The organism is Kitasatospora sp. NPDC028055 (genome assembly GCF_040637885.1).
Taxonomy (GTDB): domain Bacteria; phylum Actinomycetota; class Actinomycetes; order Streptomycetales; family Streptomycetaceae; genus Kitasatospora.
Genome location: NZ_JBEZXE010000007.1, coordinates 51,818 through 77,430 on the forward strand (window position 1 = coordinate 51,818; position 25,613 = coordinate 77,430).

The window sequence follows — 25,613 nt, forward strand, 5'->3', positions numbered from 1 at the left end:
ATGGGACGGGCACCGGCCGTTGTCACCGGGTCAGGCGGTGCCGACCGATTACTTCTTCTTCTTGACCTCGACGTCGGTGTAGACCGGGTCGCCGAAGGAGTTGAACTTCACGCTCTGGACGTTGTTCGAGTAGCCCGAGTTGGTCTTGTAGTACCAGAGCGGGATCGCCGGCATGTCCTTGGCCAGGACGGCCTCGGCCTGCTGGTAGAGCTCGGCGGTCTTCTCGACCGTGGTGGCCGCGTCGGCCTGCTTCGCCAGGTTGTCGAACTCCGGGCTGGAGTAGCCGGCGTCGTTCGCGGCGGCACCGGTGCCGTAGACGTCCCGCAGGAAGTTGGCGTTCAGCGGGTAGTCCTGCACCCAGCCGGTCCGCATCATGCTCTGGACCTGCTTCTTGGTGACGATGTCACGCGAGGTCTTGAAGTCCGGCTTCGGGTCACCGAGGCACTCGACGCCGGTCGCCTGGCGGATCGAGTTGCAGACCGCGTCCACCCACTCCTTGTGGCCACCGTCGGAGTTGTACAGGATGGTGATCTTGCCGCCGGGAACGCCGCCGTTCTCGGTGACGAGCTGCTTGGCCTTCGCCGGGTCGTACTTGCAGGCGTCGCCGCAGACGCCGGCCTTGTAGCCCATGACGCCCGGCGCCACGAACGAGTCGGCGGGCTGACGGCTGTTGTTCAGCACGGTCTTGGTGATGGTGTCGCGGTCGATCGCCATCGACAGGCCCTGGCGCACCTTGGCGGCCTTGTCCTTGTCCATGGAGGACCAGTCCGCGTTGTACAGCGCGAAGGAGATGTTCTGGATCGCGCCCTGGGCCTGGTCGATCGCGCGCTTGCCCAGGTCGTCCTTGTACTTGGGCAGGTCGGTCGAGTCGACCTGGTCCAGCACGTCCAGGGTGTCGGACATCAGGTCCTTGTACGCGGCCTCGGGCGAGGTGTAGGCGCGGAAGACGATCCCGCCGTTCTTCGCCTTGTTGGTGCCGGTGTACTTGTCGTAGGCCTTGAGCGTGATGGCCTTGTTGTGCTCCCACGACACGAACTGGTACGGGCCGTTGCCGACCGGCTTCTCGCCGTAGCCCTTCGGGTCCGCGAAGAACCCGGTGGGGAGCGGGAAGAAGGCCGAGTAGCCGAGCTTGTACGTGAAGTACGAGACGGGCTGCGACAGTTCGATGGTGAAGTGGGTGTCGTCGACGACCTTGAGGCCGGACATCTCCTTGGCGGTCGGGTCGCCCTTTTCCGGGTGGACGGCGTCGTAGCCGACGATGTCCGAGAACCAGTCGGAGTTGATCTGGTTGTTGGCCGTGTTGGCGGACCAGTTCCAGGAGTCCACGAAGGACTTGGAGGTGACCGGGGTGCCGTCGTGGAAGGTCCAGCCGGACTTCAGCGTGACGGTGTAGTTCTTGGCGTCGGTGGTCTCGATCTTGTCGGCCACCTGGTTGCGAAGAGCACCGGTCGCGGGGTCGTAGTCGACGAGGCCCGTGAAGAGCTGCTTGACGATGCGACCGCCCTGGTTCTCCATGGCGTTGGCCGGCTGCAGCGGGCGCTGCGGCTCCGCGCTCTGGAAGCTGAACGTGCCCGAGGGGTCGACCGCGGCGCTGTCCGAGCTCCCGCCGGAGGTGTCGCTGCTGCCGCTGCTGCTACAAGCAGTCGCGGCGAGCGCGACAGCGACAGCTGCGACAACCCACTTGGCCTGGCTCACACCACGCATCGGTGTGCCTCCTGAATTCGACGTTTGCGACGAGGAGGGCACCACGGATCGGTTGTCACCGGGCCCGCAATGCCGTCCGCGCTCGTGGTTTCGGCGCGCACCCCTGCGCGTTCACCCTTGACCCGAGCCTGACTGCACCCACTATCCGTCACGCACGGACACGAAAGTGACCAGTGACGATCTCAATTAGGTCACATGAACAGTCGGTAAGTTTCGAAAACCGGACATATGAGACATAGCCAGACAGGCACCAAACGGACAGTCGTCACGGATGACGAACTGTCACGTTCGCTCAGCGGACACCTGGGTGTGATGAGCGCTATTCCGTTAATAGCGGCCCCGACAACTTGGAGTAGTTGAAAAAGTTCGCCCCCCTCTCCATCGGAAAGGGGGGCGAAGCATTCCGGCCAAAGGCCGGTCAAGCCGTCCGGATCACGCCTTCTTGGCGCGCGAGGCGGTACGTCCGCGGTCCTTCTGGTCCAGCACGACCTTACGGATGCGAACCGTCTCCGGGGTCACCTCGATGCACTCGTCCTCGCGGCAGAACTCCAGCGACTGCTCCAGCGAGAGCTTGCGCGGCGGGACGATCGACTCGGCCACGTCGGCGGTCGAGGACCGCATGTTGGTGAGCTTCTTCTCCTTGGTGATGTTCACGTCCATGTCGTCGGAGCGCGAGTTCTCGCCGACGATCATGCCCTCGTACACCTCGGTGCCCGGCTCGCAGAAGAGCACGCCGCGCTCCTGGAGGTTGGTCATCGCGAAGGCGGTGACCACACCGGCGCGGTCGGCGACCAGCGAGCCGTTGTTGCGGGTGGTCAGCTGGCCGAACCACGGCTCGTGGCCCTCGTGGATCGAGTGGGCGATGCCGGTGCCGCGGGTGCTGGTGAGGAACTCGGTACGGAAGCCGATCAGGCCGCGGGACGGCACGACGAACTCCATCCGGACCCAGCCCGAACCGTGGTTGGACATGTTGTCCATCCGGCCCTTGCGGACGCCCATGAGCTGGGTGACGGCACCCATGTGCTCCTCGGGCACGTCCACCGTGAGGCGCTCGACCGGCTCGTGGGTCTTGCCGTTGACCTCCTTGGTGACGACCTGCGGCTTGCCGACGGTCAGCTCGAAGCCCTCGCGGCGCATGGTCTCGATCAGGATGGCCAGCGCCAGCTCACCGCGGCCCTGCACCTCCCAGGCGTCCGGACGCTCGGTGTCGAGGACGCGCAGCGAGACGTTACCGATCAGCTCGCGGTCCAGGCGGTCCTTCACCTGGCGGGCGGTGACCTTGCGGTCCACCTTGACGCCGGACTTGGCGTCCGCGCCCTTGCCCGAGCCGCCGCGGCCGACGAGCGGGGAGGTGTTGGTGCCGATGGTCATCGAGATGGCCGGCTCGTCCACCGTGATCAGCGGCAGCGCGATCGGGTTCTCCGGGTCGGCCAGGGTCTCGCCGATCATGATGTCGGAGATGCCCGCGACGGCGCAGATGTCACCCGGGCCCGCCATCTCGGCCGGCTTGCGGGTGAGCGCCTCGGTCATCAGCAGCTCGGAGATGCGCACGTTCTGGATCGTGCCGTCGCGCTTGATCCAGGCCACGGTCTGGCCCTTGCGCAGCTCGCCCTGCTCGACGCGCAGCAGCGCGATGCGGCCGAGGAAGTTGTCGGCGTCCAGGTTGGTGACGTGGGCCTGGAGCGGCGCGTCCACGTCGTAGCTGGGGGCCGGGACGTGCTCCAGCAGGGTGGAGAAGAACGGCTCCAGGTTGGTGCTGTCCGCCGGAACGGTGCCGTTCTCCGGCTTGGTCAGCGAGGCGACGCCGTCACGCGCACAGGCGTAGACGATCGGGAACTCGATCTGCTCCTCGTCCGCGTCCAGGTCCAGGAACAGGTCGTAGGTCTCGTTGATGACCTCGTCGATCCGGGAGTCCGGGCGGTCCGTCTTGTTGATGCACAGGATGACGGGCAGGCGCTGCGAGAGCGCCTTGCGCAGCACGAAGCGGGTCTGCGGCAGCGGGCCCTCGGAGGCGTCGACCAGCAGCACGACCGCGTCCACCATCGACAGACCGCGCTCGACCTCGCCACCGAAGTCGGCGTGGCCCGGGGTGTCGATGATGTTGATGGTGATCGGCGCGCCACCATCCTTCGGGTGGTACTTGACGGCGGTGTTCTTCGCGAGAATGGTGATGCCCTTCTCGCGCTCCAGGTCGTTCGAGTCCATCATGCGGTCGTCGAGCTGCTGGTGGGCCGCGAAGGCGCCGGCCTGCTTGAGCATGGCGTCGACCAGCGTGGTCTTGCCGTGGTCGACGTGGGCGACGATGGCGACGTTACGGATGTCGTTGCGCGTGGGCATGCCTAGCGGATTCTCCCGGAATCGTGGGTTACGGCGGGCCCGGCCGCGAGACGCGCATCGGCGGCCCTTCGGCCGCGCCACCCGTTCCGCCTGCTACTACCGGTCCACCCGCCGGGCATCTGGACATGCCTCGGCTTTTCCCTATGGTACGGGGAAGCGCCCAAGGGGGCAGAAACGAGCAGGTCGGGCGGGACCAAGATCACAGACGAGTCACGCGCCCTTCACCCCGCGGTCGAGTTCCGACACCCCCGTTCGCGCTCCGGCGGCCCGGGCCGCGCGGCCCCGCTACCGGCTCCAGCCCACGTCCTGGAAGCGCGGCCACCCGAAGCCGAAGGCCCCCGCCCCGACCACGCCGGTCCGTACCCCCACCAGCTCCGGCCGCTGGTAGAGCGGGACGGAGTGCCCGAGCTGCCAGATCCGGACGTCCGCCTCCTGCAGCAGGTCCAGCCGGGCCGCCGGATCGAGTTCGGCGGCCGCCCGGTCGAACAGCCGGTCGATCTCCTCGGTGCCGCTGCGGCCGTAGTTGCCGCGGGACTCGAGCGTGCCGTCGGCGTCCGGCCGGGGCTTGGCGTAGGCGGCGCGCTGCTCCACGGCCGGACTGGGGCCGGCCGGCCAGGAGAACAGCGCGAGGTCGTAGTCGCCGTCGGCCAGCTGCTCCGGGACGAAGGTGTCGGCCGGCACGGCCCGCGTCGTGACCGCGATGCCGAAGGCGCCGAGGTCCACGGCGAGCGCGTCGGCGGTGCGCCGGGCGGTCGCGGAGCCGCCCGGGACGAGCAGGGTGAGGGCGAGCTCCTTGCCGTCCTTGGTCCGGGTGCCCCCGTGCATCAGCTTCCAGCCGGCCCCGTCCAGCAGCGTCGCGGGGTCGGCCGGTCCGATCGCGGCGCTGTCGTCCCGGTAGCCCTCCTGGTCCCCGGCGAGCAGGTGGCTGCCGAGCGGGGCGCCGGGCAGGCCGAGCGGGCCGAGCGCGGCCTCCGCGATCGAGCGCCGGTCCACCGCCCGGGCCACCGCCTGCCGCACGGCCGGGTCGCCGAGCGGGCCGCGGGCGGCGTTGAGGGTGAGCTGGGTGAGCGAGGGGGCGGCCGCCCGGTGCACGGTGACCCCGGGCAGCGACTCGGCCCGCCGCAGGGCCAGCACCGCCGCCTCGGGCACCGCCTCGGGCGGGGCGGCGGCCGTCGCGGAACCGCCCTTGCCCGACGACGAGGGCGAGGGTACGGCCGAGGGCGAGGGCGATGACGACGGTACGGCCGAGGGCGACGGCGCGGGCGGCGGCACCGCCCGGTCCACCGCGGCGGTGAGCGGGGCGACGTCCAGCCGGCCCTGGTCCAGCGCGTCCAGCCGCCGCTCGGGCGGCGCGGCCAGGAAGTCGATCCGGTCGGTCTTCGGCCGGTCCCCCCACCACAGCGGGTTGCGCTCCACGGTGACCCGCCCGCCGTCCTCGTCGTACCGGGTCAGCTCGTACGGCCCGGCGCTCAGGTGGCCGGTGCCGGTCAGCGCCCGGTTGAAGGCCGCCGGGGTGGCGGTCTCGGCGGCCGGGTAGAGCGGCCCGAACAGGGCCCGCCACTCGGCGTACGGCCGCCGGAAGGTCACCTTGACCTCGTGCGGGTCGGCCCCCTGGGCGACCGAGTCGATGGCCTCGTACCCGGCCGCCGGCCCGCCCCGGTAGGCCGGGTCCAGGCCGGACAGGGCGGCTCGCTGGGCACTGAGGTCGGCCGCCGACAGCGGGGTGCCGTCGGTCCAGACGGCCTGCGGGTTGAGCCGGTAGGTGACCACCTGCGGCTGCTGCCCGGGCGGGGTGGACTCGGCGCCGACCAGGTAGTCCGGGTCCGGGACGAGCCGGCCGTGCTCGTCGGGCCGGAACAGCGAGGGGTACAGCGCGTGGGCGAGCAGCGCCGAGTCGGCGCCCGCCCCGCGCTGGTAGACGTTGAGCGTGGCCGGGACACCGTCCAGCGCCCAGTGCAGCGTGCCGCCGTCCCGGACGGCGCCGCGGTCGGCGGCGCGGACGTCCCCGGTGGTGGCGGTGGGCTCGGCCCGGGTCGGCGCGGGCGAGGGGCCGCGGCCCTGGTCGTCGGAGCAGCCGCCGAGCCCGGCGGAGAGCAGCAGTGCGGCGGCTGCGGCGGTGAGCTGGCGGACACGCATGGCGGCCATCGAACGCCGCCCGCCCCACCCGGCCCGCGCCGACACGGCGGGCCGCCGGGCGACTGCACCCGTACGGCCCAGCCCCGCCGGGCGCTACAGCGCCAGCTCGAACCAGACGATCTTGCCCTTGGGCGTGCGCCGGCTGCCCCAGCGCTCGGCCAGCAGGCTGACCAGTTGCAGGCCGCGCCCGCCCTCGTCGGTCTCCTGGGCGCGCCGCTGCCGGGGCTGGGCGTAGCCGTCGTCCCAGACCTCGCAGACCATGCTGCGCTCGCGCAGCAGCCGCAGCCGGATCTCGCCCCGGCCGTGCTTGAGCGCGTTCGTCACCAGCTCGCTGACCAGCAGCTCGGTGGTGTCGACCAGCTCGTCCAGCCCCCGGGCGAGCAGCCAACTACAGGCCAGTTCACGGGCCTTGGCGACGGAGGTCGGCTCGGGCGGGAGGAACCAGTTGCCGACCGCGTCCTCGGGGAAGGCGTGCACCTTGGCCATCAGCAGGGCGATGTCGTCCTCGCCGTGGTGCGGGTCGAGCTCGCCGAGGACGTGGTCGCAGAGGTCCTCCAGGCCCTTGCCGCGGTCGCTGAGCGCGGCCCGGAAGGCGCGCAGGCCCTCGTCCAGCTGGTGCTTGCGGCTCTCCACCAGGCCGTCGGTGTAGAGGCCGAGCACCGCGCCGTCCGGGAGGGTCAGCTCGACCTCCTCGAAGGGCTCGCCGCCGACGCCGAGCGGCAAGCCGGGCGGCACGTCGAGCATCCGGGCGGGCTCGCCGGGACTGAGCAGGACGGGCGGCAGGTGGCCGGCGTTGGCGAACATGCAGCGTCGGGTGACGGCGTCGTACACGGCGTACACGCAGGTGGCCAGGTAGACCTCGCGGGCCTCCTCGTCGGCCGTCGAGGTGAGCCGGCCGTACGCGGTGGGCGGCCCGACCGGGACGGAGTCGTCGCCGAGGCCGCGGGCGATCTCGTCCAGCGCGCCGAGCACCTCGGCCGGGTCGAGGTCGAGCATGGCCAGGGTCCGTACCGCGGTGCGCAGTTGGCCCATCGCGACGGCGGCGCGCAGACCGCGGCCCATCACGTCGCCGATGACCAGGGCGGTGCGGTTGCCGGGCAGCGGGATGACGTCGAACCAGTCGCCGCCGACCTCGGTGTTGTTGTTGCTGGGCAGGTAGCGGCAGGCGATCTCCAGGCCGCTGGCGGCCGGGTTGCCCGGGGGCAGCAGGCTGCGCTGGAGGATCAGCGCCCGCTCGTGCTCGCGGCGGTAGAGCCGGGCGTTGTCGATGCAGACGGCGGCGCGGGCCACCAGTTCCTCGGCGATCGCCACGTCGCGGGCGTCGAAGGGCTCGCTGCCGATCGCCCGGGAGAGCTGGACCAGGCCCAGCACCTGGTCGCGGGCGACCAGCGGGACGATCAGGGTGGAGCGCAGCAGCGGGTCGCGGCCGGGCTCGGGGACGACGCTGCGGCCGGTGCGCAGCGCCCGGGCGTGCGGGGAGCGGCGCGGGTAGCAGAGGGTGCCGCCGGCTTCGGCGATGGGCAGTCCGGTGACCGAGCCGAGCACCGAGGAGGCGCCGCCGATGACGCTGGAGACGGCGACCCGGCGCAGTTCGCCGCTGCCGTCGGTGAGCACGGTGTCGCCGAGGCGGCCGGCGCTGGGGACGGTCTCGCCGGAGAGCAGCGCGGTGTACAGGTCGACGGTGGCGAGGTCGCAGAACGGCGGGACGACCACGTCCAGGAGTTCCTTGGCGGTGGTCTCCAGGTCGAGGGTGGAGCCGATGTGCGCGCTGGCCTCGTTGAGCAGGGCGAGGTTGCGGCGCACGCCGTCGGCCTCGCGCTCGGCGACGTGCCGGCTGGTGACGTCGGAGACCTGCCCGGCCACGCCCATCGGCTGCCCGGCCGAGCCGTTGAGCCGGTACAGCGAGACGGCCCAGAGCCGGTTGCCCTCGCGGGTCGGGACGGCGCTGTGGAAGCGCAGGTCGAAGACGGGCTCGCCGGTGGCCAGGACCTTGCGCAGGGCGGCGCTGAGCCGGTCGGCCTCGGACGGCGGGAAGAGGTCGTGCGGGGTGAGGCCCTCCAGGTCGGTGGGCACCAGGCCCATCCCGGAGGCGAAGGCGTCGTTGACCCGCTGCAGCCGCAGCCGGTCGTCGAAGAGCACGAAGCCGGTGGGCGTCTGCCCGAAGACGGCCTCGGAGGCGGCGAGGTCGGTCTCGATCCGGCGCAGCCGGCCGAGGTCGACCGCCAGACAGGTGGCGCCCGCGGTGGGCAGGGCGCTGTCGGGCATCAGGTAGAGCTCGGCGAGTCCCTCGCCGCCGGCGGCGTCCCGGTAGGGGGTGGTGCCGACCCACTCCTCCCCGGCCAGGGTGCGCTCCAGCCGGGCGCGGCCGCGGCGCCAGAGTTCGCGGGGGACGAAGGTGCTGATCGGGTCGGCGCCCACGGCCTCGGCGGCCGGGACGCCGAAGAACTCGGCGGCGCGCTCGCTCCACTGGCTGATCCGGCCGTCGGGGCCGATCGCGAAGGTGGCGACCCGGATGTAGTCGTAGATCGAACCCGGGTCCCCGCCGCCCCAGGACCGGGGTTCGGCCGCCGGGTGGGCCGCGGCGCGGTCGTCGCGGCCCGGGCCGGCGGTGGCGCGGGCCGGTGGTGCCGGCGGTACGGGCAGGTGCGGGGAACCGGCCTGCCCGGGCACAGCGGCATGACCGCTGCTGCTCGGCGCGTTCCGCGCCGGAGTGCTGTTCAACGGACCGACCCCTCCAAACCCGCGACCGTCCGGATGTCGAGAAGACCGAGTATTCATCATCGAGGGGTGCGTTCACACGCCCTCAACATCACAACATCAGATCGGGCGAAGGTTTTTGTCCTACCGCCCGCGCAACCACAATGCCACGCCCGCGCCCCCTTCCGGAGCGCGCGCTCCCCCTGGGCGCCCGTTGGCATATGCAGCACGGTTGCAGCACGGTTGCAGCACGGCTCTCCTGGCGATCCGGACGCTCTACTCGCGTCACTCCTCGCCGGGGTCAGTACCCGGCAGGGCCAGCTCGAACCAGACGACCTTGCCGATCCCCTCGGCCCGGGCACCCCAGTGCAGCGCGAGCCGGTGGACCAGCTCCAGGCCCCGGCCGCCCTCGTCGGCCTCGGCCGCGTGGCGCTCCCGGGGCGGGTCCGGCAGCGGGTCGGAGATCTCGACCAGGAGGGTCTCGCCGAGCGTCAGCCGTACCCCGATCGGGGCGCTGGCATACCGGACGGCGTTCGTGACCAGCTCGCTGACCAGCAGCTCCGCGGTGTCGGTGAGCTCCTCGACACCCCACTCGGCGAGCGCGGCGCGGACCAGCCGGCGGGCCCGGGAGACGGCGGTCGGCTCCGCGGGCAGCGTCCAGCCGGCCGTCGGGGTGCCGGCCTGGCCGTGCCCGAGCCGGGCCAGCAGCAGGGCGACGTCGTCCGGCTCACGGCCCTGCTCCATGGTGTCCAGCACCGCCTCGCAGGCGGCCTGGATGGAGGCGTGCGGCTCCTGGAGCACGGTGAGCAGCCGGCCCAGGCCGACGTCGAGGTCCTTGTCCCGGGACTCCACCAGGCCGTCGGTGCAGAGCGCGAGCAGGCTGCCCTCGGGGATCTTCAGTTCGACGGATTCGAACGGAACTCCGCCCACGCCGAGCGGGGCGCCGGAGGGCAGGTCGAGGATCCGCCCGGCGCCGCCGAGCAGCGGCCCGCCGGTGCGGGTCGGCTCCGCGGCCTCCTCGCCCGGCACCACCAGCACCGGCGGGATGTGCCCGGCCTTGGCCACCGTCAGCTTCGCCGTGCCCGGGTCGAAGACGGCGTAGACGCAGGTGGCGAGCAGCGCCTCGTCCGGGCCCTGGGCGAGGTCGTCGGCCAGCTCGTGGACGTGCCGCAGCAGGACGTCCGGCGGCAGGTCGAGGGCGGCCAGCACCCGGACGGCGGTGCGCAGCCGGCCCATCGTGGCGGCGGCCCGCAGGCCGTGGCCCATCACGTCGCCGACCACCAGCGCGGTCCGGTCGCCGGGCAGCGGGATGACGTCGAACCAGTCGCCGCCGACCTCGGTGCCGCTGCTGCCGGGCACGTAGCGGTAGGCGACCTCGACACCGGTGGGCTGGGGGACCTGCTGCGGGAGCAGGGTGCGCTGGAGGGTGAGCGCGGCGGTGCGCTCGCGGGCGTACAGCCGGGCGTTGTCCAGCGAGCTGCCCGCCCGGTCGGCGAGTTCGACGGTGAAGGCGAGGTCGTCCCGGTCGAAGCCCTCGCGGTAGCCGGCCCGGCTGACCAGCAGCAGGCCGATCACGATGCCGCGGGCGCGCAGCGGGACGACCAGCATCGAGTGCACGCCCAGGTCGTGGGCAGCCTGCATCTTGGGGTCGCCGGGGTAGGTGACGTCGTCCAGCTGGTCGGCGCCGGACAGCAGCTCGGGCACGCCGGTGCGCAGCACCCGGCCGCAGGCGGAGTCCTCGGCGAAGGTGATCCGGGCGCCGCGCCGGAGCATCACCTCGACCTCGGGGCCGTCCTGGACGGAGGCGGTGCCGAGCTGGAGCAGTGAGGTGCGCCGGTCGTGGCCGTGCCGGGGCAGGTCGTCACCGTGCGCGACGGCCTGGAGCAGGATCACCGCAGAGTGGTCGGTCAGCCGGGGCACCACCGAGCCGGCCAGTTCCTGGGCGATCCGGGCGGCGTCGAGCAGGTCTCCGACCCGGGACCCGAACTCGTTGAGCAGCGAGAGCCGGCGCCGGGCGTGTTCGACCTTGGCCACCGCCCGGTAACGCTCCGTCACGTCCATCACGGTGCCGGAGATGCCGAGCACCCGGCCGGCCCGGTCGGTCATCCGGCTGTAGGAGATCGAGCGGTAGCCGGCCCGGTTGGTGACCGGGGAGGCGAGGGTGACGTCGATGACCGGCTCGCCGGTGGCCAGCACCTGGCGCTGGATCGCGGTGATCTCGTCAGCGGCCCGCTCGGGCAGGGTCTCGCCGGTGGTGCGGCCGACGTGGTCCGCCAGGGCGACGCCGTTCATCTCGGCCAGGGTCTGGTTGACGGCGGTGTAGCGCAGGTCGGTGTCCAGGATGGCGATGCCCAGCGGGGACTGTTCGAAGAGCGCGTCGCGCACCGCGAGGTCCCGCTCGATGGCCCGTACGGCGGCCGCCTCGGCCAGGTTGACCTGGAGGAACGGGGTGCCGTCGCCGTCCACCAGCAGGGAGATCCGGGCGTCCACGGCGACCGGCGCGCCGTCCCGGTCGCGCAGTTCGGCGCTGCCCGCCCAGCGGCCGTGCCGCAGGGTGTCCTGGACCGCGGCCCGGATCCGGGCGACCTGCTCCTGGTCCGGGATCAGCTCGTCGATCCGGCGGCCGACCAGCAGCTCGCTCGGCCAGCCGAGCAGTTCCTCGGCGGCCGGGCTCCACAGCACCACCCGGCCCGCGGTGTCCAGGATCGCGATGGCGACCTTGAGCATGTCCAGCAGGCTGCCCCCGGGCGGCGCGTCCAGGCCCTGCCGGGCGTCCGCCGGGCCGCCGGGGAACGGCCGGCCGGGGCGGCTGCGCAGGGCGGGCCGGACGCCGGGCTCGGGGGCGGCCAGGGTCGGCGCGGGCTGGACCGGCTGGGCGCCGACCGGGATGTCGGGCCCGCCACGGCGACGGCCGGACGACGGCGGCTGCGGGGCGGCCGCGGCGGCGGCACGGCGCAGCCGGGCACGGGCGGCGGCGCCTCCCGCGGTGCCTGCCCGGCGCGCTCCCCCGCCGCCGTTCCCGGTTGTCGACACCGACGGGGCCTCCGGCTCTGGTCGGGATCGGCGTCGCCGGCTGGGACGGCTCACCGATGGTGACGAATGGTGCCGAAAGGCGACATACCCAGCAGAACCCAGGCTATCCCGGCTGCCGGGTCGGCTTGTCCGATTGACCTATCCGGAGGCTTACGCGTCGCCCGCCGCCGCGAGCAGCTCGGCGACCTGCGGCAGGACCTCGCGGTCGTGCCCGATCCAGTCCACCGAGTCCAGCTCGGCCGGGCCCAGCCAGCGCAGCTCGTCGTGGTCCTCCAGCGCGCTCGGCTCGCCGGACAGCAGCTCGGCGGCCCAGAAGCGCAGCTCCAGCCCCGGCCGCACGGCCCACCCGCCGGAAAGGCGCCGCAGCGCCCGCGCCCGTACGCCCAGCTCCTCCAGCAGCTCGCGCTCCAGCGCCTGCGCCTCGGTCTCGCCGGGCTCGGCCTTGCCGCCGGGGAACTCCCAGCGGCCGGCGACCGACGCGGGCGAGCTGCGGCGGGCGGCGAGCACCCGGCCGCCGCGGATCAGCACCCCGCCGACGACGATCCGCGGCGGGGTTCCGACAGTGGTCTCACCGGCCTGTTCCATGCCCCCGACCCTACGGGGCCGGGTCCGGGCGCTGGGCCTCGACCCAGTACAGCTGCTTGTGGCCGCGCGCCTCGAACTCGGCCGCCAGGCGGTGCGCCTCGGCCTCGGCCAGGTTGTCGGCGACCAGGAAGCGGTTGCCGTTGTCGTCCTGCCGCATCACCCGGAAGGTGCTCATGGCGGGAGGCTACCGGGTGGGGCCCGGGCACGGTCCGGTTCCGGGGGCCCAGGTTCTTGCCCGGGTTCCGGCGCGGGATCCGGCGCGGCCCCGGCGCGGTGTCCCCGGCCGGCGTGGGGGTCTGGCCGGGGACACCCGGGTGACCCTACGGCTCCCGCGCTACCGGCAGGTACGGGCGGGGTTAACGCCGAGTAACCCGGCGACCGGCCCGGGGCGGGCGGGCCCGGGACGGGTGGGCTCTGGGCGGGTTCGGGGCGGGTGGGCTCTGGGCGGGTTCGGGGCGGGTGGGCTCAGACCCGGAGGTCGGGCACCTGCTCGCCGGTGGACAGGCCGAGCGAGCGCCGGATGTCCACACTGACCGGCACCGACCTGGCGACCAGGGCCCGGGCCCGGCGCAGATCGCCCGCCACGTCGCTGCCGGAGGCCGCGGCGTCCCAGGCGACGGCCGCCTGGGACTGGGTCTCGGCCAGCTTCTCCATCTTCGGCTGGACGTCGGTCGGCCACTCCGCCGTCGGCTTGCGCAGCGCGGCGGCCTCGGCCCGGGAGGCGGTGGCCATCCGGCGGGCCCAGGACCGGTACTCGGCCTCGGCGACCGCCACGTCCTGCTTCGGGGTGTCCAGGTAGGCCGCGTTGAAGCCCCGGACGGCCTCCAGGTAGGCCAGCTGGACGGAGGTCAGGCTGCGGCGGTCGGTGCGGACCGTCCCCAGGTGCTGGTCGTCCGGGTCCTCGAAGGCGCAGGTGACGTACCGTTCGCCAGCCGCCCAGTTGCCCGCGCTCGGGTAGAGGTAGACGTCGTCCATGCCGTCGGGGACGGCCCACTGGTCCAGCGCGTAGTCGTCGAGCACCCGGCGGCACAGCGCGGCGGCCCGCTCGCGGACGACCGTCGCGCCCGGGTAGGCGCCGCTGCTCTCCGGGATCTTCGCGGTGCCGGCCACCTCGCCGTTGTGCCGCTCCGCGCAGGCCACCCGGCGCACCCAGTACACCGTCTCGTCGCCGTTCTCGTCCGGCTGCCCGCTCGTCCCCGAGGAGAGGTAGCAGTCCCCCACCTTCAACGCCGACCAACGGACCGACCCGGCCGGCGGCCTGTCGGCGTACCGGTCGCCCCGCCCGTTCCGCGCGGGGCCGAAGTCGCCCGCGCCCAGGGCGAGCGACAGCAGCAGGGTGCCCACCGTCCCGAGCACCAGGCCGGTCACCGCCATGCCGCGGCCGCGCTGACCGGTGCGCTTGATCTGGACCAGCGCGAGGATCCCGAGTACCAGGGCGACCGGCGAGAGCAGGCTCAGCGCGGTCGCCAGCGAGCCGACGGCGAAGCCGTTGCTGCGCGGCTCGGGCCGGGGGGCGTACGGGTTGAGGACGTACGGCGGGTAGGGGTGCGGGCCCGGCTGGGCGTGAGGGCCGGGCTGGAGGCCGGACTCGGCGGAGGGCGGCACCGAGGCCCAGCCGCCGGCGGGCAGCGGCGGGGGCGGTGGCTGGGGCGGGGCCGACGGGGACGGGGGTCCGGCCTCGGCCGGCGGGGCCCAGGGGTCGGGGGCGGGGTCGGTGGCGGCTGGCCCTGCCTCGGCCGGCCCCGGGTCCTTGCGGAAGTCCACCCGCGGGTCCGGCCCCGGAGCGGCGGGCGGCGCGGACTCAGGCTCGGACACGTGGACTCCCCCTGCCCGCCGGGGCGGGCCTCGACTCGGCGTTTCGGCTCTCGACACCGCCGCCCGGGCCGGACGGGCCCGAGCTGAACGGTCGCGCGACTTTACCCGATCTTTCCGAACAGCCGCCCCGCCGTCACCGCCCCGGCCGCTCCGGCCGCTCCGCCCCGACCCGGGCCAGGATCTCGCCGTGGATCATCGAGAACCAGCCGTCCTCGGCGGCGCTCCACTCCCGCCAGCCGGCCGCGATCTGCTCCAGCTCGGCGGGCTCCGCGAAGCCCCGTTCCACCGCCGTCCGGCCGAAGGCCGTCCCGGTCACCCGGTCCGCCCACATCCCGGCCCACCACTCGCGCCGTTCGGGCGTCGCGAACGTCCAGGTGCCGGTGCTCGCGGTGACGTCGGTCAGACCGGCCGCCCGGGCCCAGGACAGCAGCCGCCGCCCGGCGTCCGGCTCGCCGCCGTTGGCCCGGGCGGTCCGCCGGTAGAGCTCCAACCAGCGGTCCAGTGCGGGCGCCTGCGGGAACCAGGTCATCGTCGCGTAGTCGACGTCCCGGGCGGCGACCAGCCCGCCGGGCGCGGTCACCCGGCCCATCTCGCGCAGCGCGCCCACCGGATCGGCCACGTGCTGCAGCACCTGGTGGGCGTGCACCACGTCGAACTCGCCGTCCCGGTACGGCAGTTCGTGCACGTCGGCCAGCTCGAACACGACATTGGCCAGGCCGCGCCCGGCGACGTACCCGGCGGCCTGCTCCAGCACCTCGGCGGAGGTGTCCACGGCCACCACCCGCCCGCCGGGGCCGACCAGCTCGGCCAGGTCGGCGGTGATCGTGCCCGGGCCGCAGCCGACGTCCAGCAGCGCCTGGCCGGGCCGCAGTTCGGCCAGCAGGTAGCCGGCCGAGTCGGCGGCGGTACGGGAGCGGTGCGAGCGCAGCACGGCCTCCTGGTGGCCGTGGGTGTAGGCGGCGGCAGGCTGCGGTCCGGGCATGGGGTCCCCCTGAGGCGTGGTCGGTGTTTCCGTTTCCGCGATGCCCCGACGCTACGCCCCGTCCCGGATGGCGAGAAGAACCGTCTCACATGGCGACCACCGGGCGGCTCCGCCGGCACCGGCGGCCGTACCGTGGAGGCGCCCGACCGCACGGTCCCGAGAGAACGGTCCGCCCATGCCCGGCCCCGGCCAGCGCCCCTTCGTCCTGCTGAGCGCCGCCGTCTCCCTCGACGGCCACCTCGACGACGCCTCCCCCGACCGCCTGCTGCTCTCCGGCGCCGCCGACTTCGACCGGGTCGACCAGGAGCGGGCGGCCGCCGACGCGATCCTGGTCGGCGGCAACACCCTGCGCGCCGACAACCCGCGCCTGCTGGTCAACGACCCCGCGCGACGGGCCGCCCGGGCGGCCGCCGGGCGGCCGGAGCACCCGCTCAAGGTGACGCTCAGCGCGAGCGGCGCACTCGACGCCGACCTGCGGTTCTGGCACACCGGCGGCGCGAAGCTCGCCTACACCACCGAGGCGGGGGCGGCGGTGCTGCGGCCCCGGCTCGACGGGCTGGCCGAGGTGGTCGCGCTCGGCGACTCGGTCGACCTCGGCGCGGTGCTGGACGACCTGGGCGCGCGCGGGGTGCGCCGGCTGATGGTCGAGGGCGGCAGCGGGGTGCACACCCAGTTCCTCGCCCAGGGCCTGGCGGACGAGCTCCAGCTGGCCGTCGCCCCGCTGCTGGTCGGCCAGCCCGGGGCGCCGCGGTTCGTCGGCCCGGCCGCGTTCCCCGGCGGCCCGACCCGGCGGATGCGACTGCTGGAGGCACGTACGGTGGGCGACGTCGTCCTGCTCAGGTACGCCCCGAAGGAGCCCGCGCCGTGAACCGCCCCGCCGCCACTGACCTCGACCACCTGCGCCGGGCCGTCGAACTCTCCCGCCGCTGCCCGCCCTCCGGGACGGCCTTCTCGGTCGGCGCGGTGGTCGTCGGCGCCGACGGCGAGGTGCTGGCGGAGGGCTACAGCCGGGAGGCGGACGCGCACGACCACGCCGAGGAGGCGGCCCTGGCCAAGCTCCCGGCGGGCGACCCCCGACTGCGCGGGGCGACCGTCTACAGCAGCCTGGAGCCCTGCGGGCAGCGCGCCTCCCGCCCGGTGCCGTGCGCCCGGCTGCTCATCGCGGCGGGCGTGCCCCGGGTGGTGGTCGCCTGGCGTGAGCCGGACCTCTTCGTCACCGACTGCCAGGGCACCGCGCTGCTGGAGGCGGCCGGGGTCGAGGTGGTGGAGCTGCCGGAGCTGGCCGCGGAGGCCCGGGCGGTCAACGCCCACCTGCTCCCGTGATCTTTTGTATCATCGGGAAACAAAGAGCTCACTTCTCCTCCGCGCCTCCAGGAGCCGCCCCATGACCGCCGCCCCCGTCCGGTTCACCACCCGTGCCCTCCTCCTCGACATGGACGGCACCCTGGTCAACTCCGACGCCGTGGTCGAGCGCTGCTGGACCCGCTGGGCCGAGCGGCACGGCCTCGACCCCGTCGCGGCGCTCACCGTCGTCCACGGCCGCCAGGGCCACGCGACCATGGCCGAACTGCTGCCGCACCGCCCGGTCGAGGAGAACCTCGCCGAGAACGAGCGGATGCTCGCCGAGGAGCGGGCCGACACCGAGGGCGTCGTCCAGGTGCCCGGCGCCGACGCCTTCCTCGCCTCGCTGGCCGGCCTCCCGCACGCCCTGGTCACCTCCGCCGACCTCCCGCTCGCCCGGGTCCGGATGGACGCCGCCGGCCTGCCGATGCCGCCCGTCCTGGTCACCGCCGAGTCCGTCGGCGTCAGCAAGCCCGACCCCGAGGGCTTCCTCAAGGGCGCCGCCGCCCTCGGCTTCGCCCCCGCCGACTGCGTGGCCTTCGAGGACTCCGGCGCCGGCATCGCCGCCGCCCGCGCCGCCGGCATGCGCGTCATCGGCATCGGCCCCCGCGCCGCCGCCCACCACCCGGACGCCCTCGCCCCCACCCTCACCACCGTCACCGTCACCCCCTCCCCCGACGGCACCCTCACCCTCACCGTCCACCCCTGACCCCCGGCCCCGGGCGGGGGACTCGCAGCTTGTCGCCGTACCAGCGCGGGCGTACAGTTTCTTGTACCTATCGAAGGGGAGTCGAGCCATGAGGACGATGACCTACTCGGAGTCCCGCGCACGCTACGCCGAGGTGCTCAACGCGGTCACGGACGACCGCGAGGAGATAGTGATCACCCGCGCCGGGCACGAACCGGTGGTCATCGTCTCGCTGGAGGACTACCAGTCCCTCAAGGAGACCGCCTACCTCCTGCGCAGCCCCGCGAACGCCCGCCGCCTGCTGGCCTCCATCGAGGAGCTGGAGAACGGCGGAGGGACCGTACGGGAGCTGGCGGACCCGGAGTGAAGATCACCTTCGCCTCCCGCGCCTGGGAGGACTACCTGTGGTGGCAGGCCCAGGACCGCAAGACCCTCAGGCGGATCAACACGCTCATCGCCGACGTCGCGCGCAACGGCAACGAGGGGATCGGCAAACCGGAACCGCTCAAGCACGGGTTCCAGGGCTACTGGTCGCGCCGGATCAACGACGAGCACCGCTTGATCTACAAGGTCACCGACGACTCGATCCTGATCGCCCAGTGCCGCTACCACTACGAGAACTGAGCCGGCCGGACAACCCCGAAGGGGCCGGACTCCCGTGGGAGTCCGGCCCCTTCTGGCGTGGCGGTCGGTCAGACGTTGAAGCGGAACTCCACGACGTCGCCGTCCTGCATGATGTATTCCTTGCCCTCGATGCGGGCCTTGCCCTTGGAGCGGGCCTCCGCGATGGAGCCGGTCTCGACCAGGTCGTCGAAGGAGATCACCTCGGCCTTGATGAAGCCCTTCTGGAAGTCGGTGTGGATGACTCCGGCGGCCTCGGGGGCGGTGGCGCCCTTCTTGATGGTCCAGGCGCGGGTCTCCTTCGGGCCGGCCGTGAGGTAGGTCTGCAGGCCGAGGGTGTCGAAGCCGACCCGGGCGAGGGTGGCGAGGCCGGGCTCCTCCTGGCCCATGGACTGGAGGAGTTCGAGGGCCTCGGCGTCGTCGAGCTCGATCAGCTCGGACTCGATCTTGGCGTTGAGGAAGATCGCCTCGGCCGGGGCGACCAGCGCGCGCTGGGCGTTCTTGAAGTCCTCGTCGGCCAGCTCGTCCTCGTCCACGTTGAAGACGTAGAGGAAGGGCTTGGCGGTCAGCAGGTGCAGCTCGCGGATCGGGGCGGTGTCGAAGCCGGCCTCGAAGAGGGTCTTGCCGGTCTCCAGGACCGCCTGGGCGGCCTCGGCGGCGGCCAGCACGGGGGCGGTGTCCTTCTTGAGGCGCGCCTCCTTCTGGAGCCGCGGCAGGACCTTCTCGATGGTCTGGAGGTCGGCCAGGATCAGCTCGGTGTGGATGGTCTCGATGTCGTCCTTGGGCGACACCTTGCCGTCCACGTGCACCACGTCCGGGTCGGTGAAGGCGCGCACGACCTGGCAGATCGCGTCCGACTCGCGGATGTTGGCGAGGAACTTGTTGCCCAGGCCCTCACCCTCGCTGGCGCCGCGCACGATGCCGGCGATGTCGACGAAGTCGACGGTGGCCGGGAGGATGCGCTGCGAGCCGAAGATCTCGGCGAGCTTGGCCAGCCGCGCGTCCGGGACGCCGACGACGCCGACGTTCGGCTCGATGGTGGCGAACGGGTAGTTGGCCGCCAGCACGTCGTTCTTGGTCAGGGCGTTGAACAGGGTCGACTTGCCGACGTTCGGCAGGCCGACGATTCCGATCGTGAGCGACATGAAGCGCAGTCCCGTGGGCTTGGAGGAGTTGGGTCGGCACCGTACGGGCCGACCCCCAAGTCTACGGGCAGCGCCTGCCGGGGCTCACGCCTCGGTCGGCGCGGGCAGCGGCTCCAGGAACTCCAGCCGGTTGCCCAGCCGGTCGGCGGAGTAGAAGCGGCGGTGGCCGGGGTGGTGGTCGTCCCAGGTGACCTCGTGGCCGTGCGCGGAGAGCCGCTCGGCCAGGGCGTCCAGCGAGCTCACCAGGATGCCCGGGTGCCCCTTGCGGGCCGGGCGGAAGTCCGGGGTGACGCCGAGGTGCACCTCGACCCCGCCGCCGCGAAACCAGCAGCCGCCGCGCGCCGCCAGCACCGGGGGCTTCGGGAGCTCGGTCATCCCGAGCACGCCGGACCAGAAGGCGCGACACTCGTCCTCGGCACCGGCCGGGATGTCGAGCTGGACGTGGTCGAGGCGTTCGAAGGTGAAGTCGGCGGTCATGCGGTCGTCCCCCGTACGGTGATCGGATGATCATGATGTGTCGACTCGGCCGAGCAGGTCAGCCCCTTGAGTGACGATCACAGGAGTACGCCATCCGGGGACACGGGACAAGACCTGAACGGTCCATTACACAGTGTGGCGATGATCGGACCGTACGTTGGGCGAGTGGAGCAGAGCATCCGTACCCAGCCGCCAGGGCCCAGACGCCGTCCGCCGACCGGCGCGGCCCCGGCCGCCGTCCCCGGTCCCGGCCGGGCGCCCGAGAGCGCCGGAGCCCCCGCGGCTCCCCCGTCCCGGCTGCGCCCGGTGGCCGACCGGCCCGCCGCGCGCCCGTCCCCGCAGCGCCGGCTGCGCGTGTACGGACGGCGCCGGACCGGCCGGCCGACCCGGCTGACCGCGATCGGCACCGGCGTGGTCGCGGTGCTGGCCACGCTGGCGGTGGCCGGACTGGACCGGCTGCTCTTCGACGACCTCGGCTGGCTGTTCGGCCTCGGCTACCTGGTGGTCTGCTTCCAGCTGGCCGTCCGGGTCCGCTACGCCGACCTGCTGGCCGCCCCGATCAGCGGGCCGATCGCCTTCGCCGTGGCGCTGCTGGCGCTCGCCCCGGTCGGCTCCTCCGGCATCACCGCCCAGGTGGTGGCGCTGGCGACCGGGCTGGCGCTGCGGGCCGGCTGGCTGTTCTCCGGCACCGGGCTGGCCGCGCTGATCGTGCTCGCCCGCTTCGTCGCCCAGCGCCGGATCCACCGCTCCCGCTGACGGCCCGGCGCGCGGGCCGTCAGCCCGCCGCCCGGGCCGCCGCCATGGCGGCCCCGACGATGCCCGCGTTGTTGCGCAGCTCCGCCGGCACCACCCGCGCCCCGCGCTCCCTCAGCAGCGGCAGGAACTTGTCGTGCTTGCGGCTCACCCCGCCGCCGATCACGATCAGTTGCGGGGAGAACAGCATCTCCACCAGGTCCAGGTACTCGTCGACCCGCCCGGCCCACTGCTCCCAGCTCAGGTCGTGCCGCTCCTTGGCGGCCGAGGAGGCCCGCCGCTCGGCGTCCTTGCCGCGCAGCTCCAGGTGGCCCAGTTCGGTGTTGGGCACCAGCGTGCCGTCCACGAAGAGCGCGCTGCCGATGCCGGTGCCGAAGGTGAGCACCAGGACCACGCCCGACTCGCCCCGCCCGGCACCGTGCTCGGTCTCGGCGAGGCCGGCCGCGTCCGCGTCGTTGAGCACGGTCGCGGGCAGGCCCAGCGCGTCGCGGAAGAGGCCTTCGGCGTCCAGGTCGATCCAGCCCTTGTCCACGTTGGCCGCGGTCCGGGTGCGGCCGCCGACCACCACCCCGGGGAAGGTCAGCCCGACCGGCCCCTGGTGGTCGAAGTGGCGGACCACCTCGCGGACGGCCGCGACCACCGCCCCGGGCTCGGACGGCTGCGGGGTGAGCACCTTGTACCGCTCCTGGGTGAGGGCGCCCCGGGCGAGGTCGACCGGGGCGCCCTTGATGCCCGAGCCGCCGATGTCCACGCCGAATACCGCCGTCATCGTTCCGCCTTCCGCCGTTCGCTTCCGCCGTTCGGCCGTCGACCGGCTCGTCCACAGCCTGTGCACAAAGCTACGAGAGCCCGGGCGGGGGCGCAGCGCAATCGACGGGCCCACTCAGCACGACGGACCCGGTACCCCGCGCGGGGTACCGGGTCCGTCGTGGCAGGCCCGGGGCGTGTCGGACCGCCCTACTGGAGCTTGCCCGCCGCCTCGGCGCGCAGGTCGCGGCGCAGCTCCTTGGGCAGCGAGAAGGTCAGGTGCTCCTCGGCGGTCTTGACCGTCTCCACCGTGTCGTAGCCGCGCGCGGCCAGGAACTCCAGCACGCCGTCGACCAGGATCTCCGGCACCGAGGCGCCGCTGGTCAGGCCGACCGTGGTGACGCCCTCCAGCCAGGACTCCTGGATCTCCTCGGCGAAGTCGACCAGGTGGGCGGCCTTGGCGCCGTACTCCAGGCCGACCTCGACCAGGCGGACCGAGTTGGAGGAGTTCTTGGAGCCGACCACGATCAGCAGGTCGGTCTCCGGGGCCAGCTGCTTGACCGCGACCTGGCGGTTCTGGGTCGCGTAGCAGATGTCGTCGCTGGGCGGGCTGACCAGCGCCGGGAAGCGCTTCTTCAGCTCGCCGACGGTGGCCATGGTCTCGTCCACCGAGAGGGTGGTCTGGGAGAGCCAGACGATCTTGGACTCGTCCCGCACCTGGACGTTGGCGACGTCCTCGGCACCGTCCACCAGGTGGATCCGGTCCGGGGCCTCGCCCATGGTGCCGATGACCTCCTCGTGGCCCTCGTGGCCCACCAGCAGGATGTCGTAGCCCTCGTCGGCGAAGCGCACGGCCTCCTTGTGCACCTTGGTGACCAGCGGGCAGGTGGCGTCGACGGTGGCGAGCTTGCCGACCCGCGCCTCGTCGTGGACGGAGGGGGCGACGCCGTGCGCGGAGAACACCACGATCGAGCCCTCGGGCACCTCCTCCGTCTCGTCGACGAAGATTGCGCCCTTCTTCTCCAGGGTCTGCACCACGTACTTGTTGTGGACGATCTGCTTGCGGACGTAGATGGGCGCCCCGTACTGCTCCAGGGCCTTCTCCACGGCGATCACGGCGCGGTCGACACCCGCGCAGTAGCCCCGGGGGGCGGCGAGCAGGACACGGCGCTGCGCGGTGTTGGACATGCCCCCATCGTACGGGCGACCGGGAGTCCCACCGCCCGGGGCGGGCCACCCCGGGCGGGGCGGATGCTTTCCGGTCGCAAAGGGTCGGAATCTGCTCAAATCTGGTCTCCATGAGCGCTGTGAACGAGCAGCCGACGCCGAGCGGCCTGCGCCGCACCCTGGGCGTCCGCGATCTGATGGTCTACGGGCTGCTGTTCATCGCCCCGATGGCCCCGGTCGGCGTCTTCGGCGTGCTGGACGCCCGGAGCCACGGCGCCGTGGCGGCCGTCTACCTGGCGGCGACGGTCGCGATGGGCTTCACCGCCTTCTCGTACGCCCAGATGGTCCGCGCGGTGCCGCAGACCGGCTCGGTGTTCGCCTACGCGCGGGCCGGGCTGGGCGAGGGGCCGGGGTTCATCGCCGGGTGGATGGCGATGCTGGACTACCTGCTGATCCCCGCGGTGGCCTACCTGTTCTCCGGGATCGCGCTGAACTCGCTGGTGCCCGGGGTCTCGCGCTGGGTGTGGACGGCGGTCGCCGTGCTGGTGACCACCGCGCTCAACCTGGCCGGGGTGCGGACGGCGGCCGCGGTCGGCTTCGCGGTGCTCGCGCTGGAGATCGCGGTGCTGGCGGTGTTCGTGGTCGCGGCCGTGGTGGTGCTGGTGCGGGACGGCGCGCGGCGCGGCTGGGACACGCCCTTCACCGCCGTCGGGGGCTTCTCGCTCACCGCGGTGATCTCGGCGGTGTCCGTCGCGGTGCTCTCCTACCTGGGCTTCGACGCGATCGCGACCTTCGTCGAGGAGGCGGTCGGCGCCTCCGCCGCGGTGGCCCGGGCGGTGCTGTGGTGCCTGGCGCTGGCCGGGCTGCTGTTCGTCGTCCAGACCTACCTGGCGGCGGTGTTGGAACCCGACACCCCGCAGCAGCTGGCCGCCGACCCGGCCGCCCAGGGCTCCGCCTTCTACGACACCGTGGAGGGCGGCATCGGCCACTGGCTGCACGTGCTGGTGGCGAGCAGCAAGGCGATCGGCGCGGCCTTCGCGGCGCTCGCCGGGCAGGCGGCGGCCGGCCGGCTGGTCTTCGCGATGGCCCGGGACGGGCGGCTGCCCCGCGTGCTCGGCTCGGTCGACCCGGGCAGCGCGGTGCCGCGCCGGGCGCTGCTGGCGGCCGCGGTGGTCACCATGGCGGCGGCGGTCTGGGCGGCCGAGCGGGACGACGGGCTGGACCAGCTGACCTCGGTGGTGAACGTGGGCGCGCTGACCGCCTTCGCGCTGCTGCACGCCTCGGTGATCGGCTGGTACACCGTCCGGCACGGCTCGCCCGACCGGCTCCGGCACCTGGTCGTCCCGCTGCTGGGGATCGCGGTGATCGGCGCGGTGGTCTACGAGGCCTCGACCACGGCGCAGCTGGTCGGGCTGGTCTGGCTGGCGGTCGGCCTGGTGGTGCTCGGCGTGCAGGGCAGTACGGCGCACGGCGTCGGCGGGCGCCGCTAGCCACGGTGCCGCCGAGCGTTGCCGGGCCTTGCCGGGGCCGGTGTCGCCGGGCGTCGCCGGGGACGGTGTCGGCGGGCGCCGCCGGGGACGGTGTCGGCGGGCGCCGCTAGCCTCGTACGCATGGCCAACCCCAGCTCCCCCGAAGCCCCGCTCCCGGTCGGCAAGGTCTCCGCGCTGATCGGCGGCTGGATCGACCGGCTCGGCGCGGTGTGGGTCGAGGGGCAGATCACCCAGCTCAGCCGCCGCCCCGGCGCGGGCGTGGTGTTCCTGACCCTGCGCGACCCGCAGGCCGACGTCTCGCTCACGGTGACCTGCTTCCGCTCGGTGTTCGAGCAGGTCGCGGACGTGGTGCAGGAGGGCTCACGGGTCGTCGTGCACGCCAAGCCGGAGTGGTACGCGGCGCGCGGGCAGCTGTCGCTGCGGGCCTCGGAGATCCGCCCGGTGGGCCTGGGCGAGCTGCTGGCCCGGCTGGAGCAGCTCAAGCGGCGCCTGGCCGGGGAGGGCCTGTTCGCGGCGGAGCGCAAGCGGCGGCTGCCGTTCCTGCCGCAGTGCGTGGGGCTGGTCACCGGGCGCGGCTCGGCGGCCGAGCGGGACGTGCTGGAGAACGCCCGGCGGCGCTGGCCGGCGGTGCGCTTCGAGGTGCGCAACGTCCCGGTGCAGGGGGTCAGCGCGGTGGAGCGGGTGAGCGCGGCGGTGCGGGAGCTGGACGAGCACCCCGAGGTGGACGTGATCATCGTGGCCCGCGGCGGCGGCAGCGTGGAGGACCTGCTGCCGTTCTCGGACGAGGGGCTGGTGCGGCTGGTCGCGGCCGCCCGTACGCCGGTGGTCAGCGCGATCGGGCACGAACCGGACCAGCCGCTGCTGGACTTCGTCGCCGACCTGCGCGCCTCCACCCCGACCGATGCCGCCAAACGGGTGGTTCCGGACGTCGGCGAGGAGCTGGCCAAGGTCCGCCAGCTGCGCGACCGGGCCCGCCGGCACGTGCAGGCCCGGGTCGAGCGCGAGCAGCACGGGCTGGACGGGCTGCGCAGCCGCCCGGCGCTGGCCGCCCCGCACCGGATGCTGGACGGGCGCGGCCAGGAGGTGGAGGGCCTGCTGGAGCGGTCCCGGCGCACCCTGCGGCACCGGCTGGACCACGCTCAGAGCGACCTCGGCCACACCCTGGCCAGGGTGGTCGCGCTCTCCCCGGCGGCCACCCTGGAGCGCGGCTACGCGGTGCTGCAGCGGACCGACGGCACGGTGGTGACGGACCCGGCGCTGCTCGCGGCCGGGGAGGGGCTGCACGCCCGGGTCGCGGGCGGCGGCTTCGACGTCACCGTGGCCGCCGGGACGCCGGACACCCCGGCGGAGCCCCGGCGCGCGGCGGAGCCTCAGCCGAAGGCCCCGGCGGAGCCTCAGTAGGGGCGCTTGCGGGACAGCGCCGTCGAGTACTCGGCGAAGCCCAGGCTGCGGTAGAGCGCCTCGCCGCCGCTGCTGGCGTGCAGGTCGACCCGGCCGACCCGGCGACCGTCGAACCAGTCCAGCAGCGCCTCGGTGCAGGCCCGGGCGTAGCCGCGCAGCCGCCGGTCGGGGTCGGTGCAGATGTTGAAGACGGAGCCGAACAGGCCGTCCGGGTTGCCGGGCGAGGGCAGTCGGTGCTCCAGGGTGCCGACGGCGCAGGCGGCGAGCCGGCCGGGGCGCTCCGGGTCGTCGACCACGAAGGCGGACATGGTGAGCTCCTCGGCCGGGGCGGCCAGCCGTTCGCGCAGCATCCGCTCGGCGGCGGCCTGCCAGTGGGCGGGACCGGCCGACGCGGCCATGCCGGGCATCTCCTGCAGCATCACGTTGCGCAGCCGGACCAGCTCGGGCGCGTCGGCGGGGGCGGCGGGGCGGACTTCGATCATGCCGCGGAGGCT

At 73.6% G+C, this 25,613-nt stretch carries 20 protein-coding genes and 1 pseudogene; 7 read left to right on the forward strand and 14 right to left on the reverse strand.

The window, feature by feature from the left end; all coding sequences use genetic code 11:
* Positions 1 to 48: 48 nt before the first annotated feature.
* From AB0F71_RS11085 to AB0F71_RS11125, 9 genes are all read right to left on the reverse strand, one after another.
* Positions 49 to 1,704, reverse strand: a complete 1,656-nt coding sequence (locus AB0F71_RS11085; protein WP_360230918.1) for an ABC transporter substrate-binding protein — start codon at positions 1,702 to 1,704, stop codon at positions 49 to 51.
* Between the two features lie 432 nt (positions 1,705 to 2,136).
* On the reverse strand, positions 2,137 to 4,041 hold the full coding sequence (gene typA, locus AB0F71_RS11090; protein WP_360230920.1) for a translational GTPase TypA: 1,905 nt from the start codon (positions 4,039 to 4,041) through the stop codon (positions 2,137 to 2,139).
* 285 nt (positions 4,042 to 4,326) lie between these two features.
* Complete coding sequence (locus AB0F71_RS11095) at positions 4,327 to 6,177, reverse strand: ABC transporter family substrate-binding protein (protein WP_360230922.1); 1,851 nt, start codon at positions 6,175 to 6,177, stop codon at positions 4,327 to 4,329.
* A gap of 93 nt (positions 6,178 to 6,270) precedes the next feature.
* Positions 6,271 to 8,703 (reverse strand): SpoIIE family protein phosphatase, encoded by a 2,433-nt coding sequence (locus AB0F71_RS11100; protein WP_360231298.1) that lies wholly within the window; start codon positions 8,701 to 8,703, stop codon positions 6,271 to 6,273.
* 456 nt (positions 8,704 to 9,159) lie between these two features.
* Positions 9,160 to 11,907 (reverse strand): SpoIIE family protein phosphatase, encoded by a 2,748-nt coding sequence (locus AB0F71_RS11105; protein ID WP_360230924.1) that lies wholly within the window; start codon positions 11,905 to 11,907, stop codon positions 9,160 to 9,162.
* 150 nt (positions 11,908 to 12,057) lie between these two features.
* Positions 12,058 to 12,492: an NUDIX domain-containing protein gene (locus AB0F71_RS11110; RefSeq protein ID WP_360230926.1), complete on the reverse strand. Its 435-nt coding sequence runs from the start codon at positions 12,490 to 12,492 to the stop codon at positions 12,058 to 12,060.
* Between the two features lie 10 nt (positions 12,493 to 12,502).
* A complete protein-coding gene (locus tag AB0F71_RS11115) occupies positions 12,503 to 12,667 on the reverse strand; it encodes an SPOR domain-containing protein (RefSeq protein WP_360230928.1) in 165 nt (54 codons plus the stop codon).
* Between the two features lie 290 nt (positions 12,668 to 12,957).
* On the reverse strand, positions 12,958 to 14,307 hold the full coding sequence (locus AB0F71_RS11120) for a DUF4190 domain-containing protein (protein WP_360230930.1): 1,350 nt from the start codon (positions 14,305 to 14,307) through the stop codon (positions 12,958 to 12,960).
* 133 nt (positions 14,308 to 14,440) lie between these two features.
* Entirely contained in the window at positions 14,441 to 15,289 is an 849-nt protein-coding gene (locus tag AB0F71_RS11125) for a methyltransferase domain-containing protein (protein ID WP_360230932.1), read from the reverse strand.
* Positions 15,290 to 15,464: 175 nt separating this feature from the next.
* Here AB0F71_RS11125 and AB0F71_RS11130 point away from each other — a divergent pair.
* The 4 genes and pseudogenes from AB0F71_RS11130 (at position 15,465) to AB0F71_RS11145 (ending at position 17,942) form a co-directional block, all read left to right on the forward strand.
* A pseudogene (locus tag AB0F71_RS11130) lies at positions 15,465 to 16,612 on the forward strand (dihydrofolate reductase family protein).
* A gap of 61 nt (positions 16,613 to 16,673) precedes the next feature.
* Positions 16,674 to 17,339 (forward strand): HAD-IA family hydrolase, encoded by a 666-nt coding sequence (locus AB0F71_RS11135; protein WP_360230934.1) that lies wholly within the window; start codon positions 16,674 to 16,676, stop codon positions 17,337 to 17,339.
* Positions 17,340 to 17,427: 88 nt separating this feature from the next.
* Positions 17,428 to 17,685, forward strand: coding sequence for a type II toxin-antitoxin system prevent-host-death family antitoxin (locus AB0F71_RS11140; protein ID WP_360230936.1), 258 nt, complete (start codon positions 17,428 to 17,430; stop codon positions 17,683 to 17,685).
* Positions 17,682 to 17,942 carry a Txe/YoeB family addiction module toxin gene (locus AB0F71_RS11145; protein WP_360230938.1) on the forward strand — a complete coding sequence of 87 codons (261 nt, stop codon included), beginning with the start codon at positions 17,682 to 17,684 and terminating at the stop codon, positions 17,940 to 17,942. The genes AB0F71_RS11140 and AB0F71_RS11145 overlap by 4 nt, the downstream gene beginning before the upstream one ends.
* 68 nt (positions 17,943 to 18,010) lie before the next feature.
* On the opposite strand, the gene ychF is transcribed toward AB0F71_RS11145, so the two are convergent.
* Together ychF and AB0F71_RS11155 are read right to left on the reverse strand one after the other, a co-directional pair.
* The gene (ychF, locus tag AB0F71_RS11150; protein WP_360230940.1) at positions 18,011 to 19,084 is read right to left on the reverse strand and encodes a redox-regulated ATPase YchF; all 1,074 of its coding nucleotides are present in this window, start codon (positions 19,082 to 19,084) and stop codon (positions 18,011 to 18,013) included.
* 84 nt (positions 19,085 to 19,168) lie between these two features.
* Positions 19,169 to 19,561, reverse strand: a complete 393-nt coding sequence (locus AB0F71_RS11155) for a VOC family protein (protein WP_360230942.1) — start codon at positions 19,559 to 19,561, stop codon at positions 19,169 to 19,171.
* Positions 19,562 to 19,726: 165 nt separating this feature from the next.
* Between AB0F71_RS11155 and AB0F71_RS11160 the strand changes: the two genes are divergently transcribed.
* The gene (locus AB0F71_RS11160) at positions 19,727 to 20,317 is read left to right on the forward strand and encodes a DUF6542 domain-containing protein (protein ID WP_360230944.1); all 591 of its coding nucleotides are present in this window, start codon (positions 19,727 to 19,729) and stop codon (positions 20,315 to 20,317) included.
* Between the two features lie 19 nt (positions 20,318 to 20,336).
* Here AB0F71_RS11160 and ppgK read toward each other — a convergent pair whose 3' ends face one another.
* Both ppgK and AB0F71_RS11170 read right to left on the reverse strand, forming a co-directional pair.
* Entirely contained in the window at positions 20,337 to 21,083 is a 747-nt protein-coding gene (gene ppgK, locus AB0F71_RS11165) for a polyphosphate--glucose phosphotransferase (protein WP_360230946.1), read from the reverse strand.
* A 188-nt stretch (positions 21,084 to 21,271) separates the two neighbouring features.
* Positions 21,272 to 22,249 (reverse strand): 4-hydroxy-3-methylbut-2-enyl diphosphate reductase, encoded by a 978-nt coding sequence (locus tag AB0F71_RS11170; RefSeq protein ID WP_360230948.1) that lies wholly within the window; start codon positions 22,247 to 22,249, stop codon positions 21,272 to 21,274.
* A gap of 110 nt (positions 22,250 to 22,359) precedes the next feature.
* On the opposite strand from AB0F71_RS11170, the gene AB0F71_RS11175 reads away from it, so the two are divergent.
* Positions 22,360 to 23,718, forward strand: a complete 1,359-nt coding sequence (locus tag AB0F71_RS11175) for an APC family permease (RefSeq protein ID WP_360230950.1) — start codon at positions 22,360 to 22,362, stop codon at positions 23,716 to 23,718.
* Between the two features lie 120 nt (positions 23,719 to 23,838).
* Positions 23,839 to 25,119 (forward strand): exodeoxyribonuclease VII large subunit, encoded by a 1,281-nt coding sequence (xseA, locus tag AB0F71_RS11180; RefSeq protein WP_360230952.1) that lies wholly within the window; start codon positions 23,839 to 23,841, stop codon positions 25,117 to 25,119.
* Here xseA and AB0F71_RS11185 read toward each other — a convergent pair.
* A complete protein-coding gene (locus tag AB0F71_RS11185; RefSeq protein ID WP_360230954.1) occupies positions 25,113 to 25,601 on the reverse strand; it encodes a GNAT family N-acetyltransferase in 489 nt (162 codons plus the stop codon). The two genes, xseA and AB0F71_RS11185, sit on opposite strands and share 7 nt — an antisense overlap.
* Between the last annotated feature and the right edge of the window lie 12 nt (positions 25,602 to 25,613).

Excerpts from the sequence above, each read along its gene's own strand:
- xseA (WP_360230952.1), top strand. The coding sequence starts at position 23,839 with ATGGCCAACCCCAGCTCCCCCGAAGCCCCGCTCCCGGTCGGCAAGGTC.
- AB0F71_RS11135 (WP_360230934.1), top strand. The coding sequence starts at position 16,674 with ATGACCGCCGCCCCCGTCCGGTTCACCACCCGTGCCCTCCTCCTCGAC.
- AB0F71_RS11115 (WP_360230928.1), bottom strand. The coding sequence starts at position 12,667 with ATGAGCACCTTCCGGGTGATGCGGCAGGACGACAACGGCAACCGCTTC.
- AB0F71_RS11085 (WP_360230918.1), bottom strand. The coding sequence starts at position 1,704 with ATGCGTGGTGTGAGCCAGGCCAAGTGGGTTGTCGCAGCTGTCGCTGTC.
- AB0F71_RS11175 (WP_360230950.1), top strand. The coding sequence starts at position 22,360 with ATGAGCGCTGTGAACGAGCAGCCGACGCCGAGCGGCCTGCGCCGCACC.
- AB0F71_RS11095 (WP_360230922.1), bottom strand. The coding sequence starts at position 6,177 with ATGCGTGTCCGCCAGCTCACCGCCGCAGCCGCCGCACTGCTGCTCTCC.
- AB0F71_RS11185 (WP_360230954.1), bottom strand. The coding sequence starts at position 25,601 with ATGATCGAAGTCCGCCCCGCCGCCCCCGCCGACGCGCCCGAGCTGGTC.
- ychF (WP_360230940.1), bottom strand. The coding sequence starts at position 19,084 with ATGTCGCTCACGATCGGAATCGTCGGCCTGCCGAACGTCGGCAAGTCG.
- ppgK (WP_360230946.1), bottom strand. The coding sequence starts at position 21,083 with ATGACGGCGGTATTCGGCGTGGACATCGGCGGCTCGGGCATCAAGGGC.
- typA (WP_360230920.1), bottom strand. The coding sequence starts at position 4,041 with ATGCCCACGCGCAACGACATCCGTAACGTCGCCATCGTCGCCCACGTC.
- AB0F71_RS11155 (WP_360230942.1), bottom strand. The coding sequence starts at position 19,561 with ATGACCGCCGACTTCACCTTCGAACGCCTCGACCACGTCCAGCTCGAC.
- AB0F71_RS11170 (WP_360230948.1), bottom strand. The coding sequence starts at position 22,249 with ATGTCCAACACCGCGCAGCGCCGTGTCCTGCTCGCCGCCCCCCGGGGC.
- AB0F71_RS11110 (WP_360230926.1), bottom strand. The coding sequence starts at position 12,492 with ATGGAACAGGCCGGTGAGACCACTGTCGGAACCCCGCCGCGGATCGTC.
- AB0F71_RS11125 (WP_360230932.1), bottom strand. The coding sequence starts at position 15,289 with ATGCCCGGACCGCAGCCTGCCGCCGCCTACACCCACGGCCACCAGGAG.
- AB0F71_RS11140 (WP_360230936.1), top strand. The coding sequence starts at position 17,428 with ATGAGGACGATGACCTACTCGGAGTCCCGCGCACGCTACGCCGAGGTG.